The organism is Mycolicibacter nonchromogenicus (assembly GCF_002101775.1).
GTDB classification, from domain to species: Bacteria; Actinomycetota; Actinomycetes; order Mycobacteriales; family Mycobacteriaceae; genus Mycobacterium; species Mycobacterium nonchromogenicum.
This window is the reverse complement of the sequence record NZ_LQPI01000033.1, coordinates 104,078-120,845: the sequence shown is the minus strand read 5'-3', so window position 1 is coordinate 120,845 and position 16,768 is coordinate 104,078. Positions and strand designations below refer to the sequence as shown.

Genomic DNA, 16,768 nt, shown 5'->3' with positions numbered 1-16,768 from the left:
CACTGAAAGGGAGCGAAAAATGGCGTGGGACTTCTCAACCGAGCCGGAATTCGAGGCGAAGCTTGAATGGATTCGGGAGTTCGTGCGTGACGAGGTGGAGCCGCTGGAGGTGCTGTTTCCCGGCTGCGAATATCTGCCGCTGACCGAGGAACGCCGCCGGATAGTCGACCCGCTCAAGGCCCAGGTACGCGAACAGGGCCTGTGGGCACCGCATCTGGGGCCGGAGCTCGGCGGCCAGGGATTCGGGGCGGTCAAACTGACCCTCATCAATGAGATCCTGGGCCGGTCCAGTTGGGCGCCCATCGTGTTCGGCACCCAGGCCCCCGACACCGGCAACGCCGAGATCCTGGCACGGTTCGGCACCACAGAGCAGAAGGACAGCTACCTGGCCGGTCTGCTGTCAGGGGAGATCTTCTCCTGTTTCTCCATGACCGAGCCGCAGGGCGGAGCCGACCCGCGGGTGTTCACCACTCGGGCGGTCCGCGACGGTGATGACTGGGTGATCACCGGGCGTAAGTACTTCTCCTCCAACGCGTCGGTGGCGTCGTTCTTCATCGTGGTGGCCATCACCGACCCGGATGTACCGGTGCACCGCGGGGCGTCGACGTTCTTGATCCCGGCCGGCACCCCGGGTCTGGTCATCGAGGCCACCCATCATCTGGTGGGGTCGCATCCTCACGAAGCCGGTCATTCACTGGTCCGCTACGACAATGTGCGGGTGCCGGCCGACGCGATATTGGGCGAGCCGGGTCAGGGCTTCCTGATCCTGCAGAGCCGTCTGGCCGGCGGGCGCCTGCATCACGCCATGCGCTCGATCGGGGTGGCCCAGCGGGCTGTCGACATGATGGCCCGCCGCGCGAAAAGTCGCTTCACCCAGGGCAGTTCGTTGGCCGACAAGCAGCTGGTGCAGGCTTTCATCGCCGACTCCTACGCCGAGCTGATCCCGTTTCGGCTCACGGTTCTGCACGCGGCGTGGCTGATCGACTCCGGCGACGAGAAGGCGGCTCGCGCCGAAATCGGGGTCTGCAAGATCCTGGCGTCGCAGGTGCTCAAGTCGATCGGTCTGCGGGCGATCCAGGTGCACGGAGCGATGGGCCTGACCGAACAGCTGCCGCTGACCAACGTGCTGTTGGGCGGGGTGGCGCTGGGCCTGGCCGACGGCCCCACCGAGGCGCACAAGGTGAACCTGGCCCGGCTACTGCTCAAGGACTACGACGCCGAGGACCCGGAGTGGCCCAGCGAATTCCTGGACAACCGCATCGAGGCCGCGCGCGCCAAGTACGGCGACCGCCTGGACCGGATCCCGGCAGTGCCATGACCTCACGTGTCGATGCCGCGGTGCACCGCGCCCTCGACGAACGCCAGCGCGAGGCCACCGCCGAGGTGGAACGGATCCTGGCCGCGACGGTGACGGTGCTGCAGCGCAGTGCGCCCGATCCGCCCCGGGTGAGCGACATCGTTGCCGAGGCGGGCACGTCGAACAAGGCGTTCTACCGCTACTTCGCGGGCAAGGACGACGTGATCCTGGCAGTCATGGAGCGTGGTGTCGCGATCGTGGGGTCTTACCTGGAGCATCAACTGGCGAAGGAGCAGACGCCTGCAGCTGAAGTCGCGTGCTGGATTCGCGGCATCTTGGCGCAGCTCTCCGACCCGCACCTGCTGAGCCTGAGCCGCGCCGCCAGCACGCAGCTGCCGGTGAGCACCGACCGGCAGCGCTCCGACGAGGAGATTCTGGCGCCGTTGCGTGAGCTGCTCACCGGTCCGATCAGCGCGCTCGGCGGCGACGACCCCCGCCGGGATGCCGATCTGGTGTTTGGCGCTACCTTGTCGACCATGCGTGGCTACCTCAATGCCGGCCGGCGACCGAAGCAGGCCGATGTGGATCATCTGGTGTCGTTCTGCCTTCGCGGGCTGGGGGTGGCCTGATGCGCGCGATCGTCTGCGAGCGCTACGGCCCGCCCGAAGATCTGGTGCTGCGCGAGCTGCCCGACCCCACACCCGCGCCCGGCACGATGGTGGTCCGGGTGCACGCCGCGGCGGTCAACTTCCCCGACGTGCTGATGATCGACGGCAAGTACCAGCTGAAGATCCCGGTGCCGTTCACCCCCGGCAGTGAGCTGGCCGGCGAGGTGATCGCCGTCGGCGACGGCGTGCCCTACGCTCCCGGCGACCGGGTGGTCGGAACGTCGTTCGTGGGCGGCTTCGCCGAGCAGGCGCTGGTGCCCGCCGCGGTGGCCACCCGCATCCCCGACGGCATCGACTACGCGGCCGCGGCCGGCTTCGGCGTCACCTACCGCACCGCCTATCACGCCCTGCGCTCCATTGCCCAAGTGAAAGAAGGCGATTGGGTGGTGGTGCTGGGTGCTGCCGGGGGAGTCGGGCTGGCCGCGGTCGACCTGGGGGTGGCGTTGGGCGCCAAGGTGCTTGCCGCGGCGTCGAGCCCGGAGAAGCTGGAGGTGTGTCGCCAGCGCGGCGCTGCCGCGACGGTGGACTACGACCGGGAGGACCTCAAGACGCGGATCCGCGAGATCACCGGCGACGGCGCGCAGGCCGTGCTCGACCCGGTCGGCGGCTCCTACGCCGAGCCGGCACTGCGCAGCCTGGCCCGCGGCGGGCGGTTCATCACCTTGGGGTATGCCGCCGGCGCAATTCCGGCGATCCCGCTGAATCTGGTGATGCTCAAGGGCATCACGGTGCAGGGCATGGAGATCCGGACGTTCGCCACCGACTTCCCGGCCGAGAATGAACGTGACCTCGCCGAACTGCAGCAGCTGTTCGCCGAGGGCAAGGTCAGCCCCTACATCGGCGCCCGCTTCCCGCTCGCCGAGACCGCCACCGCCTTGCGCTACGTCGCCGAGCGCAAGGCGGTCGGCAAGGTGATCATCGACGTCTGACCCAGACCAGGGTGCTGCGCGTCGTCACACCGTCGTTGGTGGTCGTCGCCGACAGCGTCAGCCGGTCGCCGTCGACGCGTGCCTGCCGGAGCTGCGGGGCCGTCAGCAGCTCCGGCAGTATCGAGATGCTCACTTCGTGGTGCACGGTGGCGGTGTCCTCGTCGACGCGGAATCGGCCACCGTAGGCGATGTAGGCGGGCAGGGTCTCGTCGGGCGGCGCGGCGTCGGCGCTGCCGGTCAGCTGCGCGGACATGAACCCGTCGGCGGTGTAGAGGATCAGTCCGCGCGGCGCTGTGCCCATGGGGTGTGACAGCGCGCCGGTGACGACGTCGACCGAATCGAACGTCGACAACTCCCAGCCGCCCAGCAGCGCCTCACGCAAAGTGCCCGTCAGGGCATGATGACGGTTCGGGTCACCGGCTCGGCGGCGGCCTGGCGGCTGTGCAGCCCGCGTTGCAGGGCGGACAGCAGCGCGTCACGGGTCTCCCGGGGATCGATGAGTTCATCGAAGCCGAGCTGGTGGGCAGAGTGATACGACGCCTGCAGTTCGGTGTCGCGCAGCTTGGCGGCCAGATCTTCCCCGGCATGCGAGGCCGCGCTGAGCGCGGCGGCACTCATCGCGCCCATCGTCGCACCGGGATAGGCGAACGTGGCCACCTGGGAGTCGAATCCCAGCAGCGACATCACCATGGAACCGAAGCCGTAGGCCTTGCGCAGCGTCAGATGCAGTTTCAGGGTGGTGGCCGCGGTCTGAGCGGCGAACATCCGGGCGCCGGCCCGCAACACCCCGGCTCGCTCGGAGCGGCTGCCGGGCAGCATGCCGGGGTTGTCGGCCAGGAACACGATCGGCAGGTGGAAGGAGTCGGCCACCATGATGAAGTGCGCTGCCTTGTCCGCGGCGTCGGTGTCGATGGAGCCGGCCAGCACCTGCGGCTGATTGGCCACCACCGCCACCGGGTGGCCACCCAGGTGGGCCAACGCACAGATGATCGCCCGGCCGAACCGCGGCTGCACCTCGAACCAGTCGGGCCGGTCGAAGACGACGTCGAGCACCGACCGCATGTCGTAGACCCGGCGATTGTCTCGCGAGACGATGTCGAGCAGTTCGGGAGTGGGCCGCGATTGCGCAGCCGCATCCGGCGTCAGCGCCGTGGGGTAGGACCACGCGCTGGAGGGGAAGTACGACAGGTACCGGCGGATGTCGTCGAGCACCGTCTCGTCGTCGGCGCCGAAGTTGTGCACCACACCGCTGTTCAGCGCGACCTCGGGACCGCCCAGGTCCTCCTTGGAGATTTCTTCGCCGGTGGATTCTTTGACCACCGGCGGGCCGGCCGTGAAGATCGCGCCGTGCCGGCTCATGATCCGGAAGTCGCAGACCGGACCCACCAGGGCGCCGTGCCCGGCTGAGGGACCCAGGACCGCGGCGACGGTCGGCACCTTGCCCGAGCATTGCGCCTGGGCCAGCAGGTCGGTCGGGGTGCGCCCGTAATGCTCGCCGGTGGGACGGAATCCGGCGCCCTCCAACAGCATTACCAACGGGATCTTGTCGCGCAGCGCCAGCTCGGCGATCCGGTAGCGCTTGGCGTTGCCGCCGGGGCCGATGCTGCCGGCCAGCGTGGTGAAATCTTCGGCGCCCACCATCACCGGAGAGCCATTGATCAGCCCCGAGCCCACCACGATGCCGTCCGCGGCGATCTGCCCGCCGACCATGGTGCCCAGTTCGCGGAAGCTGCCCGGGTCCAGCAGGTGTGCGATTCGGGCACGTGCGTCGAGCTTGCCCTTGTCGCGGTGCTTCGCGACCCGCTCCGGGCCACCCATGGCCCACGTGTGTCGACGGCGGCGGTCGAGGTCCTCCAGGGTCTCCTGCCAGCCGTTCGTCATCTGCAGCGCCTCGTTTCGTTGACCATACTGAAATTCTTACTGTAGCGTCACCCGGCGTGGGTGGAATTGGCTGCCCGGACGGGCATTGACTATGAGTTCCCTTGCGCCTGAGCGCGACCGATGACTCCCGTGCAGATACCGCGCTATCCGCATGACGTGACCAGTCAGTGGCTGTCGGCGGTGTTGAGCGCTCGGGGTGAACCTGTCGAGGTGGCCTCGGTCGACGTCACTCCGGTCGGCACCGGCCAGACCGGGGCCACCTATCGGGTGGCGGCCCGCTACGCGGGCGACCCGGGGGATCTGCCGGCCAGCTTCGTGATCAAACTGCCCGCCGGCGACGACGCCGTCCGCGACCGCGTGGTCCTGGGCTATCGCAGCGAGTGCGCCTTCTACCAGGAGGTGGCCGACGGCGTCCAGATCCCGATACCGCAGTGCTTCCACTGTGAAATCAACGATGACGCAACCGAGTACGCGCTGCTGCTCTCCGACCGGGCGCCCGCGGTCCAGGGCGATCAGATCGCGGGTTGCGGTGAACGCCAGGCTCGGCTGGCGGTGCGGGCGCTGGCCGGCTTGCACGCTCCCACCTGGTGCGATCAGCGATGGCTGACCTTCCCCGGACTGGCCATGACCCAGCTGGACGAGGCCGGCGCCAAGGGCATGGGTGACATCGCCCGGATGTGCGCGCAGACCTGCGTGGAGCGGCTCGGCGCCCAGCTCGGTGACACCGACTGCGCGACATTGACGGCGGCGCTGGACGTGGTCACCCCGTGGGTGTCGGCGCGGTTGGGCCGGTTCGCGTTGATCCATGGCGACTATCGACTGGACAACATGCTGTTCAGTCCCGACGGGGAACAGATCTGGGTGGTCGATTGGCAGACGCTGGGTGTCGGGCTGCCGGCCCGGGACCTGGCTTTCTTCACCGGCACCAGCTTGACGCCCGAGCTGCGCAAAGACATCGAGTCTGACCTGGTCACCGAGTATCACAACGCGTTGCTGGGTCACGGTGTGCGCGATTACGACCGCGAAACCTGTTGGCAGGACTACCGGTTCGGTGCGCTGCAAGTACCGTTGATCTGCGCGCTCGGCTTGGTGTTCGCAACCGATACCGAGCGCGGCGACGACATGTTCGTCACGATGCTGCAGCGCGGGTGTCAGGCTATCCGCGATCTGGGCACGCTGGAGTTGGTGGGCGAGCTGGCCGGCTGAGCCCGGTCGTGCACGAAGAAGAGAGGCCGGGGTTCGATGGATGCTCATGCGCAGGGGCCACGGCCCCCCGAGGGGGACTGGCTGGGAACGCCGTACCTGACGTTTCGGCGTGAGGGGCCGATCGCGGTCTGCACTCTGGACCGCCCCGAGGCCCGCAATGCGATGACGCCGGCGATGTACTTCGGCCTGCGCTATGCCGTGGGCCGGGTCAATCAGGATCCGGACCTGGCCGGGCTGTTGATCACCGGGACCGCAGATGTGTTCGCCCCCGGCGGGGACATGGGCGGGGGCGGGGCGGACGACTGGCTGACGTTCGGGGCCGCGTTGGGTATGGACATCACCCCCTTCGACACGCTGCGCAGTTCGGTCAAGCCGGTGGTCTCCGCGGTCAACGGGCTGTGCCAGGGCGGCGGGTTGCAGATCGCACTCTGCAGTGACGTGGCGGTGGTCAGCGACCGGGCCACGTTCCGGGTGCCCGAGCTGTTCCGCGGCATCGCCGACACCTACTACAGCCAGATGCTGGCGCGGGTGATCGGCCCGGTCCGCACCCGCGACCTGATGTTCACCGGCCGCACCTTCGGCGCGCAGGAAGCTCTCGACTGGGGCATGGTGGCACGCGTGGTCCCGCACGAGGATCTGGCTGATGCCGCCCGCGATGTGCTGGCGCAGTGCTGTCGTACCGCCCCGGCAGCGCGCGCCGTGGTCAAGTCCAGCCTGGACTCCTACCTCGGGCTGTTCGACCGGATCGGGATGAACACCAGTCTGGGTGCGCCGGAGGCCGTCGAAGGATTCCGCGCCTTCAAAGAGCGCAGGTCACCGGAGTGGGTGCACCCTGATCTGCGCGTCGACGGTCGGCTGTGACGGGCCTCGAAGGCATTTGCCTCAGATGAGAATGGGTGTGCATAGAAATTAGAATCGAGTATCGCAGAATGTATTAATCGGATAGGATTCACGCGCACTGTCTCGGGAGGAGCCTGATGGGGATGAAGGACCTGATCCACTGGTCCCCGGGTTCGGCGATGGCTCGCCTGGCGGGTCCCATGGAGGCGGTCGGGGGCCTGTTCACCATGTCGGTGGACGCTGTCAGGTTCTTGTTCAAACGGCCCTTCCAGGCCCGCGAATTCATCGAGCAGTCCTGGTTCGTGGCGCGCGTTTCGCTCGCGCCCACCCTGCTGGTGGCCATACCGTTCACGGTCCTGGTCAGCTTCATCCTCAACATCCTGCTGCGCGAGCTCGGCGCCGCCGACCTGTCTGGCGCCGGCGCGGCGTTCGGTGCCGTGACCCAGGTCGGGCCGATGGTGACGGTGCTGATCGTGGCGGGAGCCGGTGCCACCGCGATGTGTGCCGACCTGGGGTCGCGCACCATTCGCGAAGAGATCGACGCCATGGAGGTCTTGGGCATCAACCCGATTCAGCGGCTCGTGACGCCGCGGATGCTCGCTGCGGGCCTGGTGGCGCTGCTGCTCAACAGCCTCGTGGTGATCATCGGAATCCTCGGCGGCTACGTCTTCTCGGTCTTCGTCCAAGACGTCAATCCGGGCGCGTTCGCGGCCGGAATCACCCTGCTGACCGGGGTTCCCGAGCTGATCATCTCCTGCGTCAAGGCGGCGCTGTTCGGACTGATCGCCGGCATGGTCGCCTGCTACCGCGGCCTGACCATCTCCGGCGGCGGCGCCAAAGCCGTCGGCAACGCGGTGAACGAAACCGTCGTCTACGCCTTCATGTCACTGTTCGTGGTCAACGTTGTCGTCACCGCGATCGGCATCAAGATGACGGCGCGCTGAGCCGTGGCGCTTCGAGCTCTGACCGCGGTCTATCCCGGTGTCGCCCGGCAGCTTCGGCGACCGATCGCCGCGATGAGCCGCATCGGGGACCACACGCTGTTCTACGGCAAAGCGATCGCCACGACCCCGTTCGCGTTCGCCCGTTACCGCCGGGAGGTCATTCGGCTGATCGCCGAGATCAGCATGGGCACCGGCACGCTGGCGATGATCGGCGGCACCGTGGTGATCGTCGGCTTCCTGACCCTGGCCGCCGGCGGCACGCTGGCGGTGCAGGGCTACAGCTCATTGGGCAACATCGGCATCGAGGCCCTGACCGGATTCCTGGCGGCCTTCATCAACGTGCGCATCTCGGCCCCGGTGGTCGCCGGCATCGGCCTGGCCGCCACCTTCGGCGCCGGGGTCACCGCACAGCTGGGGGCCATGCGGATCAACGAGGAGATCGACGCGCTGGAATCGATGGCCATCCGACCGATCGCCTACCTGGTCAGCACCCGGATCGTCGCGGGACTGGTCGCGATCGTTCCGCTGTACGCCATCGCGGTGATCCTGTCGTTCATGGCCAGCCGCTTCACCACGGTGTTCTTGTTCGGGCAGTCGGCCGGACTGTATGACCACTACTTCCGTACGTTCCTCAACCCCATCGACCTGCTGTGGTCGTTCCTGCAGGCCTTTTTGATGGCCATCACCATCTTGTTGATCCACACCTACTTCGGCTATTTCGCCGCCGGCGGCCCGGCCGGGGTCGGCGTCGCGGTGGGCAACGCGGTGCGGACCTCGCTGATCGTCGTCGTCTCGGTGACGCTGTTGGTCTCGCTGTCGGTCTACGGGGCCAGCGGCAACTTCAACCTCGCCGGGTAGCTGCAGGCATTCGCGCACGTCGCGCGGGGTGGTATTGGCATTCTCATTTCTTGCAAGTACCGTATCCATCGATGAGCGACCCAGTGCAGACCTCCTCAGGTATCCCGCTGAAACCGGTGTACGGTCCCGAAGACCGGCGTGAAGAGCCGCCGGCCCCCGGCACGTACCCGTTCACGCGCGGAAACTTCGAATCCGGCTACCGCGGACGGTTATGGACGTTCCGTCAGTACTCCGGCTTCGGGACCGCCGAGGAGTCCAACCGCCGATACCAATACCTGCTGAGCCAGGGCGGCACCGGACTGTCGGTGGCGCTGGACCTGCCGACGCAGTGTGGATATGACTCCGACGACCCCGAAGTCAGCGAGGAGGTCGGCCGGGTCGGTGTCGCGGTGGACACCCTGGCCGACGCCGAGATCCTGTTCGACTCCATCCCGCTGGACAAGATCAGCACCAGCTTCACCATCAACGGCACCGCGGCCATCCTGCTGGCGTTCTACGTGGCGGCCGCCGAGCGTTCCGGGGTACCGCGGGCCAAGCTCACCGGCACCATCCAGAACGACATCCTCAAGGAGTACGCCTCCCGCGGCACCTGGATCTGGCCGCCGGAACCGTCGCTGCGGCTGATCGCCGACACCATCGAGTTCTGCGCCGCCGAAGTGCCACGCTTCAACGCGATCTCGGTGGCCGGTGCGCACTTCCGCGACGCCGGCGCCAACGCCGTACAGGAGATGGCCTTTACGCTCGCCGACGGCGTCACCTACTGCGACACCGTCGTCGAGCGCGGCCGGATGAGCATCGAGCAGTTCGCCCCGCAGGTCTCGTTCTTCTTCTACACCCACGGCGACTTCTTCGAGGAGATCGCCAAGTACCGGGCCGGCCGACGGCGGTGGGCCACCATCGTGCGGGAACGCTATGGCGCCCAGGCCGACAAGGCATCGATGTTCCGCTTCGGCTGCGTGGCCGGCGGCGCGTCACTGTTCGCCCCGCAGGCCCAGAACAACCTGGTTCGGGTGGCCTACGAGTCGATGGCCGCGGTGCTGGGCGGGGTCCAGTCGATGTTCACCGCCGCCTGGGACGAGCCCTTCGCCCTGCCCAGCGAGGAATCCGCGACGCTGGCGCTGCGCACCCAACAGATCCTGGCGTATGAGACCGGGGTGACCCGGGTGGCCGATCCGCTCGGCGGCTCCTACTTCGTCGAGGCGCTCACCGACGCCACCGAAGAACGCATCATGGAGATCATGGCCGACCTGGAGAACCACGGCGGCATGGTTCGCGCCATCGAAGACGGCTACCTGCAGGGCCTGATCGCCGACGAGGCGTTCAAGATCCACCACGAGATCGAGTCGGGCACTAGGCCGGTCGTCGGCGTCAACAAGTTCACCAGCGACGAGCCGCCACCGGAGATCGCCACCTACGAACTGGACGCCGAAGGCCGTGACGTCCAACTCAAGCGACTGGCGCGGGTCAAGGCCGAGCGCAACGCCGACGACGTCGCCGCCGCACTCGCGGCGCTGTCGCGCGCCGCCGAGGGCGACGTCAACCTCATGCATCCCCTGATCGACTGCGCCAACGCCTACTGCACGGTGGGTGAGATGGTCTCGGCGCTGAAGAACGTCTGGGGCGAGTTCCAGCAACCGGTGGTGTACTGATGACCTCTCCGCAATCTCCCTCCGCCGGCGTCCCGGCCCGTGTCCTGGTCGCCAAACCAGGCCTCGACGGCCACGATCGCGGAGCCAAGATCGTCGCCCGCACCCTGCGTGATGCCGGGTTCGAGGTCATCTACACCGGTATCCGGCAACGCGTCGAGGACATCGTCTCCACCGCCCTGCAGGAGGACGTGGCGGTGGTGGGCCTGAGCATCCTGTCCGGCGCGCACGTCGCGCTGACCGGCCGAATCGTTGAGGCGCTGCGCGCCGCGGACGCCGGCGACATCGCCGTCGTGGTCGGCGGCACCATCCCGCAGGGTGATGTACCCAAGCTGTTGGAAGCCGGTGCCGCAGCGGTCTTTCCCACCGGAACTCCGCTGGAGGACCTGGTGACCGGGGTGCGCGAGGTGATCGAGAAGGCGGAGGCGGGCTAGCCATGCGACTTGGAGTGATGATCGGCGCCGAACGCGGCGACATGGCGCGCAAGGTCGCCAAGCTGATCTCCGACATCGAGTGGGCCGACACGGCGGGCCTGGCCACCGCGTGGATGCCGCAGGTGCCCGACGATTTCGATCTGCTCACCATGGTGGCGCTGATGGCCGCGCACAGCACCCGGATCGAACTCGGCACCGCCGTGGTGCCCCTGCAGGCACAGCACCCCATCGCCCTTGCCCGCCAAGCGCTTTCGGTGCACGCCATCTCCGGTGGACGGCTGGCGCTGGGGGTTGGACCGTCGCACCACTGGATCATCCGGGACATGCTCGGCCTGCCGTACGACAAGCCTGCCGCCTACACCCGCGACTACCTGCAGGTGCTCAACGCCGCGCTGGCCGGCCCAGGGCCGGTGGACGTGGAGAACGAGCACTTCGCCGTGCACAACCCGACCGCGCTGGGCGCAGAGACCCCCATGCCGGTGCTGGTGGCCGCTCTTGGCCCGGTGATGCTGCAGATCGCCGGCGAGCATGCCGACGGCACGTCGTTGTGGATGGCCGATGAGAAGGCGATCGCCGAGCACATCGCCCCGAAGATCAACAAGGCGGCGGCCGCCGCGGGCAAGCCGCAACCGCGCATCGTCGCCGGCATCCCCGTCACCCTGTGCGCCAACTCCGAGATCGAGGCCGCCAAGGAACGCGCCAACCGCATCCTGGCCGAAGCGGAGACCTCACCCAACTACCAGCGGCTGCTGGACCGCGGCTCGGCCCGCAATGTGGGTGATCTGTGCGCGGCCGGCGACGAGGAGTCGATCCTGAAGCGGTTCAAGCAGTTTGCCGACGCCGGCGTGACCGACCTGTCGGTGCGGTTGCTGCCGATCGGGGACACCCGCGACGAACTGATCGCCTCCAAGTACCGCACCCGTGAAGTGATCGCCGCGCTCGCTAAGGAGGTTTAGGTGAGCGGACCGCTGTCGGGGATCCGCATCCTCGAGGTGGGGGTGATGTTGGCCGGCCCGTACGCCACCATGCTGCTGGCCGACCTCGGTGCCGAAGTCATCAAGATCGAACCACCGGGCGGGGAGATCTCCCGCCAGGTCGGCCCGAGCTACTTCGCCAGCCTCAACCGCAACAAGACCAGCATCCAGCTGGATCTGGCCTCCGAGGCCGGGCAGGCGAAGCTGGGCGAGCTGGTCGCCGATTCCCATGCGCTGCTGGTCAATATGAAGCCCGCGGTGATCCGGCGACTCGGACTCACCTATGACGCACTGTCACGGTTCAATCCGCGGATCGTCTGTGTTGCGCTGACCGGGTTCGGCCTGGACGGCGGTGACGAACCCGCCTTCGACTACGTGATCCAGGCGGCCACCGGGGTTGCTGCGATGACCGGCGATCCGGATGCGCCGCCGACCCTGCCGGGCTACTCCTCGGCGGACAACTCCACCGGGCTGACCGCGGCATTGGGTCTGCTGGCGCAGATCGTCAGCGGCCGTGGCGGGCAGGTGGAGGTATCGCTGCTGGATGTGATGCTGTCGCAACTGAATTACCGCGCATCGGCCTACCTCAACGACGGTGTCGAACCCAAGCGGTACCCGAACGGTGCGCATTCGTATTACGTACCGGCCCAGCTGTTTCCCACAGCCGAGGGATACCTGGCGTTGTTCGTCACCCATGACGGCTTCTGGAAGGCGTTCGCCACGGAGGCCGGAATCGACGGTTTCGCGGCGATGGCCGAGCGGGTGGCCCGCCGGGACGAGGTGCTGGCGGTGGTCACCGCCGCGTTGGCCGGCGACACCGCGGCGGGCTGGGAGGCGCGGCTTCGTCCGTTGGGTATTCCCGCGGCGGCGGTGCGGACATTGCCCGAAGCGCTTAAGGAGCACCCGGAAATGGTGGTCACCGCAGGCGATTTCCGCCTGGTGGGCAGCCCGATCCGCATCGCCGGATATGAGCCGGTGTACTCACCGCCGCCGGGGTTGGGGGAGTAGCGCGCTTACGTTGGCGGGTCTGGGGCGTCAGCCACACTCGCCGCAGACGCCGGTGAGCGGCAACTGGACGAAGCACGTGCTGCAGAATCCAGACTCGCGTCGAACATCGGCAGACCGTTTGCTGCCGCTGCGCACCTGATTCGTCGGGTGCGCTACATACCAGGTTCCCTTACGTGAACTGGTACCTCGACCGGCGGCGCTGCCCGCGAACCGGATGACTTCTTCCTCGGAAGCGAACCCGTTGGTATAGCCGTAGTAGATATGCAGATCCGGCAAGCCATCTTGCCGCCTGGCTCGTACGTACGGCTTATCGACATTCGCCACCGCCTGGTATCCGGCTATCCCCACCGCGGTGGTCAGACGCCGGATGAACTCATGGTTCTCCGCCGGAACCCGAGCCTTGCTCAGCGCCCCGACGAGGGAGTCGGGCAGGTGATCTGCACTTGTCATCGTTGCTTGAGGATATGCGCCGACCACCCGCGTGAGGCGATACCTGGCATTCCGACTGGTGTCGAGGAGATCAGGTCGCGGTCGCTGACGTGTTGGCGATTGCCTCAGATCGTGACGATCGATGCCGACGCCGTGCCGGGAGCTCCGTAGACCTGTGCGAACCCCACCTTCGGGCCGCCGGGCACCTGACGGTCACCGGCCTGGCCGCGCAGTTGCAGCACCAGCTCGTGGATCTGGCGCAGCCCCGACGCGCCGATAGGCTCGCCGTTGGCGATCAGCCCGCCGTCGGTGTTGACCGGCAGCGACCCGCTGATCTCGGTCGCCCCGTCGGCGAGCAGCTTCTCCTGGTCGCCGTCGGCGCAGAAACCGCACTCGGCCATGTGGATGATCTCGGCGCCGGCGTCGGTGTCCTGCAACTGGACCACATCGACGTCGTCGGGTGTGATGCCGGCCTTCTCGAATGCGGCGCGCGCGGCGTAGACCGTCGGCGCCACATCCTCCTCGATCGGGGCGGAGGTGGCGTGCACTTCGTAGGCGCCGTAGCGGCGGGTGCGGATCTCGGTGGCCTGCAGGTAGACCGGTTTGCCGCTGAAGCGGTGTGCGATGTCGGCGCGGCACATGATCACCGCGGCCGCGCCTTCGTCGGGGGCGCAGAACATGAACTGGGTGAGCGGGTAGTTCAGCGCCGGCGACTCCAGGATGGCGTCCTCGGACATCGGCTTACGCCGGAATGCGTTGGGGTTCAACGCGCCGTTGCGGAAGTTCTTGGCGGCAACCTTGGCCAGCGTGCGCTGCGAGATGCCGTGGTCATGCAGGTAGCGGTTGGCCTTCATGCCGAAGAACTTGGTGGTGACAAATTGGCCGTTCTCGGCGTACCAGGCCGGCAGTGCGAGCTTGGCCGGGTCGTCGGTGAACGCGCCGCGGGGGTGCTTGTCCATGCCGATCGCGATGCCGATGTCGTACTTGCCCGATCGGATGTTGTCGGCGCAGACCTGGGTCGCGGTGGCCGCGGTGGCGCAGGCGTTGAAGACGTTGGTGAACGGAATGCCGGTGAGACCGACCAGGCGCGTCACCGCGTCGGGGTTGGAGATCTCGTAGCTGCCGCCCACGCCGAACTGGATGTCGCGCCACTCGGCGCCGGCGTCGGCCAGGGCCAGGTGGATAGCCTCGGCGCCCATCTGCATCGCGGACTTGTCGAATCGGCCGAAGGGGTGCAGTCCGACGCCGATGATCGCCACATCGTTGTTCGTTACGGTCATTTTCCAGGTCTCCTTAGACGGGCTGGAATGCCCAGGTGAGGATCTCGGTCCCGTCGTCGTCGACATAGAACGGCACCATGGTCAGTTCGACGTTCATGCCGAATTGCAGCTTGGCGGGGTCGGATTCGGTCAGCCGGGCCTCGACCTGGACCACATCGCCGAGTCGGACCAGTCCGACCCCGTACGGAGTGAAGCCCTCAGCGGTCTCACCGCCGGCGTAGGGCAGCTTCGGGACGAATCCCTGAGTGGTCCAGGCTTCCAAGGTGCCTTGGCGGGGCAGCAGGAGATCCTGCATCTGGGGTCCGCTGCATCGCGGGCAGTGATCCTGGCGGGGCCATACCGTTGCTTGGCATTCCGCGCATTGACTGCCGATCAGAGCGAGGTTCTCGTCGGGCCAGTTGGTGACGTCGGGAGCGAGGGGCTTACGCATCGGCGCCGGCCTTTCGGCCAGGCACGCACCATGTGGAAATCACATTCTCGATTAGAGCATATGCCAATACGGAGAGGGAAGCCCGGAGGAACCCTCGGGGCCTGCGGCGGTGGTACTGGCGGCGCGAGGGTGCGTTGAATGTCACTATTGCGCGGCGTGTCGCGTGCAAACGCGCACGCTCGCGCCAAAAGGGCGGGGCTACTTGGCGAGGCCGTGGGCGCAGAAGTCCCAGACCTCATCGGCGCTGATGGGGTTGGCCGCCGGGTCGTCGGTTTCGGCGCTGGACTGGGCCACGAACATGACCGTCTGCATGACCATGGCCGCCATGCGGCGGGCGTTGACGCCCTCGCGGAGTTCGCCGGCCTCGTCGGCGGCCTCCATCAGCTCGGTGAGCAGGGTCAGCAGCGGGGTGAAGGCCACCCGCACTTCCGTGGGGTGCGAGACCAGCAGCCGCGGCGCGAAGTCGGTGAACAGCGGCCGCTTGGCCGACGGGTCCGGGCGAGACAACTCGAAGAGCAGTTCGACGGCGACTTTCAGGCGCTCCAGCGGCTTGGTGTGGCCCTCGGTGGCGGCACGGATCTGGTCGGACGTGCGCACCAAGGCGTCTTCGAAGAGTGCCAGCAGCAACTCGTGCTTGCCGTTGAACTGCAGGTAGAAGCTGCGCAGCGACTGGCGGGAGCGCTCGACGACCTCTTGGACGGTGAAGTCGGTGCTGCCCTTTTCGATGATGATGGCCTGGGCTGCGTCCAGAAAGCGCTGAACGCGCTGGGCGGCCCGCAGTCGTGCGGTCTTGATCGACCGCTCGACCGCCCGCTGCTTCCAGACGGGCTCTTCTTCCGGGTTACTCACCAGCGGCTCCAACGGTTGCCTTTTTGGGAGAACACGAATGCACCCTACCGGAGAACAGGCCCGGATCCATGTCGCCTTTCGCGACGCTGCCATCCCGTTTGAGAAGATGGTAACTTTCCCAGAATGAGAAGGCGCTTCTCGCGCGGTGTCGTCGCAGTCGCAATCCGCGGCGTTGCGGGGCCCGCGCGGCCACATCCGCGCCCAGCCCGGCAATGACCATCGACGCCTTGCCGGCCGCATGTCCAGCCACTGCCCGCCACTGATTCCCGCAACTGCTGAAGGACGCGCATGTACATCGACTACGAGGTCGCCGACCGGATCGCGACGATCACCCTGAACCGGCCCGACGCCGCCAACGCCCAGAACACCGAGCTGCTCGACGAGCTCGACGCGGCCTGGACCCGCGCCGCCGATGACGACGACGTCGCCGTCATCGTGTTGCGCGCCAACGGCAAACACTTCTCGGCCGGCCACGACATCAAGGGCGGCGGCCCGGTGCCGGACAAGATCACCCTGGAGTTCATCTACAAGCACGAATGCAAGCGCTACCTGGAGTACACCTTGCGGTGGCGCAATGTGCCCAAGCCGTCGATCGCAGCGGTGCAGGGCCGCTGCATCTCCGGTGGGCTGATGCTGTGCTGGCCGTGCGATCTGATCATCGCCGCCGACGACGCCCAGTTCTCTGACCCGGTGGTGCTGATGGGCATCGGCGGGGTCGAATACCACGGGCACACCTGGGAATTGGGTCCGCGCAAGGCCAAGGAGTTGCTGTTCACCGGCCGGGCGATGACCGCGCAGGAAGCCGAGCAGACCGGCATGGTCAATCGCGTGGTCCCACGTGAGCAGCTCGATGCCGAGACCCGCCAACTCGCCGAACACATCGCCACCATGCCGTCGTTCGCGCTGCGTCAGGCCAAACGTGCGGTCAACCAGACCATGGACGTGCAGGGCTTCCATTCGGCGATCCAGTCGGCGTTCGACATCCACGAAACCGGTCACGGCAATGCGCTCTCGGTGTGCGGATGGCCGATCCTGGTGAACCTAGACCAGATGAAGTCGCAGGTCACGTAGCGAGACGGCCCGGCATGGCCGGGC

The 16,768-nt window shown here is 67.3% G+C and carries 18 protein-coding genes; 12 read left to right on the top strand and 6 right to left on the bottom strand.

The genetic code is table 11. The features are described from left to right. Window positions 1-19 precede the first annotated feature (19 nt). Genes AWC18_RS06935 through AWC18_RS06925 form a run of 3 tightly spaced genes read left to right on the top strand, consistent with a single transcriptional unit; the run spans window position 20 to window position 2,894 of the window. Window positions 20-1,318, top strand: a complete 1,299-nt coding sequence (locus AWC18_RS06935) for an acyl-CoA dehydrogenase family protein (RefSeq protein ID WP_085138203.1) — start codon at window positions 20-22, stop codon at window positions 1,316-1,318. Next, window positions 1,315-1,926, top strand: a complete 612-nt coding sequence (locus AWC18_RS06930) for a TetR/AcrR family transcriptional regulator (RefSeq protein ID WP_085138202.1) — start codon at window positions 1,315-1,317, stop codon at window positions 1,924-1,926. The genes AWC18_RS06935 and AWC18_RS06930 overlap by 4 nt, the downstream gene beginning before the upstream one ends. Beyond that, on the top strand, window positions 1,926-2,894 hold the full coding sequence (locus AWC18_RS06925) for an NADPH:quinone oxidoreductase family protein (RefSeq protein ID WP_085138201.1): 969 nt from the start codon (window positions 1,926-1,928) through the stop codon (window positions 2,892-2,894). Before AWC18_RS06930 ends, AWC18_RS06925 begins: the two co-directional genes overlap by 1 nt. Here the strand turns inward: AWC18_RS06925 and AWC18_RS06920 are convergent. Further along, window positions 2,881-3,276, bottom strand: a complete 396-nt coding sequence (locus tag AWC18_RS06920; RefSeq protein ID WP_234806447.1) for a lipocalin-like domain-containing protein — start codon at window positions 3,274-3,276, stop codon at window positions 2,881-2,883. The two genes, AWC18_RS06925 and AWC18_RS06920, sit on opposite strands and share 14 nt — an antisense overlap. 8 nt (window positions 3,277-3,284) lie before the next feature. Next, window positions 3,285-4,775: an acyl-CoA carboxylase subunit beta gene (locus AWC18_RS06915; protein WP_085138199.1), complete on the bottom strand. Its 1,491-nt coding sequence runs from the start codon at window positions 4,773-4,775 to the stop codon at window positions 3,285-3,287. A gap of 120 nt (window positions 4,776-4,895) precedes the next feature. Between AWC18_RS06915 and AWC18_RS06910 the strand changes: the two genes are divergently transcribed. From AWC18_RS06910 to AWC18_RS06875, 8 genes are all read left to right on the top strand, one after another. Next, window positions 4,896-5,981: a phosphotransferase family protein gene (locus AWC18_RS06910; RefSeq protein ID WP_085138198.1), complete on the top strand. Its 1,086-nt coding sequence runs from the start codon at window positions 4,896-4,898 to the stop codon at window positions 5,979-5,981. A 36-nt stretch (window positions 5,982-6,017) separates the two neighbouring features. Continuing rightward, window positions 6,018-6,842, top strand: a complete 825-nt coding sequence (locus tag AWC18_RS06905) for an enoyl-CoA hydratase/isomerase family protein (protein WP_085138197.1) — start codon at window positions 6,018-6,020, stop codon at window positions 6,840-6,842. 122 nt (window positions 6,843-6,964) lie between these two features. Further along, on the top strand, window positions 6,965-7,765 hold the full coding sequence (locus AWC18_RS06900) for an MlaE family ABC transporter permease (RefSeq protein ID WP_109470416.1): 801 nt from the start codon (window positions 6,965-6,967) through the stop codon (window positions 7,763-7,765). 72 nt (window positions 7,766-7,837) lie between these two features. After that, window positions 7,838-8,623: an ABC transporter permease gene (locus tag AWC18_RS06895; RefSeq protein ID WP_208858333.1), complete on the top strand. Its 786-nt coding sequence runs from the start codon at window positions 7,838-7,840 to the stop codon at window positions 8,621-8,623. 71 nt (window positions 8,624-8,694) lie between these two features. Next, window positions 8,695-10,272, top strand: a complete 1,578-nt coding sequence (locus tag AWC18_RS06890; RefSeq protein WP_085138195.1) for a methylmalonyl-CoA mutase family protein — start codon at window positions 8,695-8,697, stop codon at window positions 10,270-10,272. After that, window positions 10,272-10,703: a cobalamin B12-binding domain-containing protein gene (locus tag AWC18_RS06885; protein WP_085138194.1), complete on the top strand. Its 432-nt coding sequence runs from the start codon at window positions 10,272-10,274 to the stop codon at window positions 10,701-10,703. The genes AWC18_RS06890 and AWC18_RS06885 overlap by 1 nt, the downstream gene beginning before the upstream one ends. A gap of 2 nt (window positions 10,704-10,705) precedes the next feature. After that, window positions 10,706-11,659 carry an LLM class F420-dependent oxidoreductase gene (locus AWC18_RS06880; RefSeq protein WP_085138193.1) on the top strand — a complete coding sequence of 318 codons (954 nt, stop codon included), beginning with the start codon at window positions 10,706-10,708 and terminating at the stop codon, window positions 11,657-11,659. Next, the gene (locus AWC18_RS06875; RefSeq protein ID WP_085138192.1) at window positions 11,660-12,685 is read left to right on the top strand and encodes a CaiB/BaiF CoA transferase family protein; all 1,026 of its coding nucleotides are present in this window, start codon (window positions 11,660-11,662) and stop codon (window positions 12,683-12,685) included. 27 nt (window positions 12,686-12,712) lie between these two features. Here AWC18_RS06875 and AWC18_RS06870 read toward each other — a convergent pair whose 3' ends face one another. The 4 genes from AWC18_RS06870 to AWC18_RS06855 all read right to left on the bottom strand — a co-directional run bounded on the left by AWC18_RS06870 (window position 12,713) and on the right by AWC18_RS06855 (window position 15,673). Continuing rightward, window positions 12,713-13,135: a hypothetical protein gene (locus AWC18_RS06870; protein ID WP_085138191.1), complete on the bottom strand. Its 423-nt coding sequence runs from the start codon at window positions 13,133-13,135 to the stop codon at window positions 12,713-12,715. 104 nt (window positions 13,136-13,239) lie between these two features. Then, on the bottom strand, window positions 13,240-14,394 hold the full coding sequence (locus AWC18_RS06865) for a thiolase family protein (protein WP_064998693.1): 1,155 nt from the start codon (window positions 14,392-14,394) through the stop codon (window positions 13,240-13,242). A gap of 13 nt (window positions 14,395-14,407) precedes the next feature. Further along, window positions 14,408-14,824: a Zn-ribbon domain-containing OB-fold protein gene (locus tag AWC18_RS06860; RefSeq protein ID WP_085138190.1), complete on the bottom strand. Its 417-nt coding sequence runs from the start codon at window positions 14,822-14,824 to the stop codon at window positions 14,408-14,410. 198 nt (window positions 14,825-15,022) lie between these two features. After that, a complete protein-coding gene (locus AWC18_RS06855) occupies window positions 15,023-15,673 on the bottom strand; it encodes a TetR/AcrR family transcriptional regulator (protein ID WP_208858328.1) in 651 nt (216 codons plus the stop codon). Window positions 15,674-15,961: 288 nt separating this feature from the next. On the opposite strand from AWC18_RS06855, the gene AWC18_RS06850 reads away from it, so the two are divergent. Further along, window positions 15,962-16,744, top strand: a complete 783-nt coding sequence (locus tag AWC18_RS06850; RefSeq protein ID WP_085138189.1) for an enoyl-CoA hydratase — start codon at window positions 15,962-15,964, stop codon at window positions 16,742-16,744. Window positions 16,745-16,768: the final 24 nt, after the last annotated feature.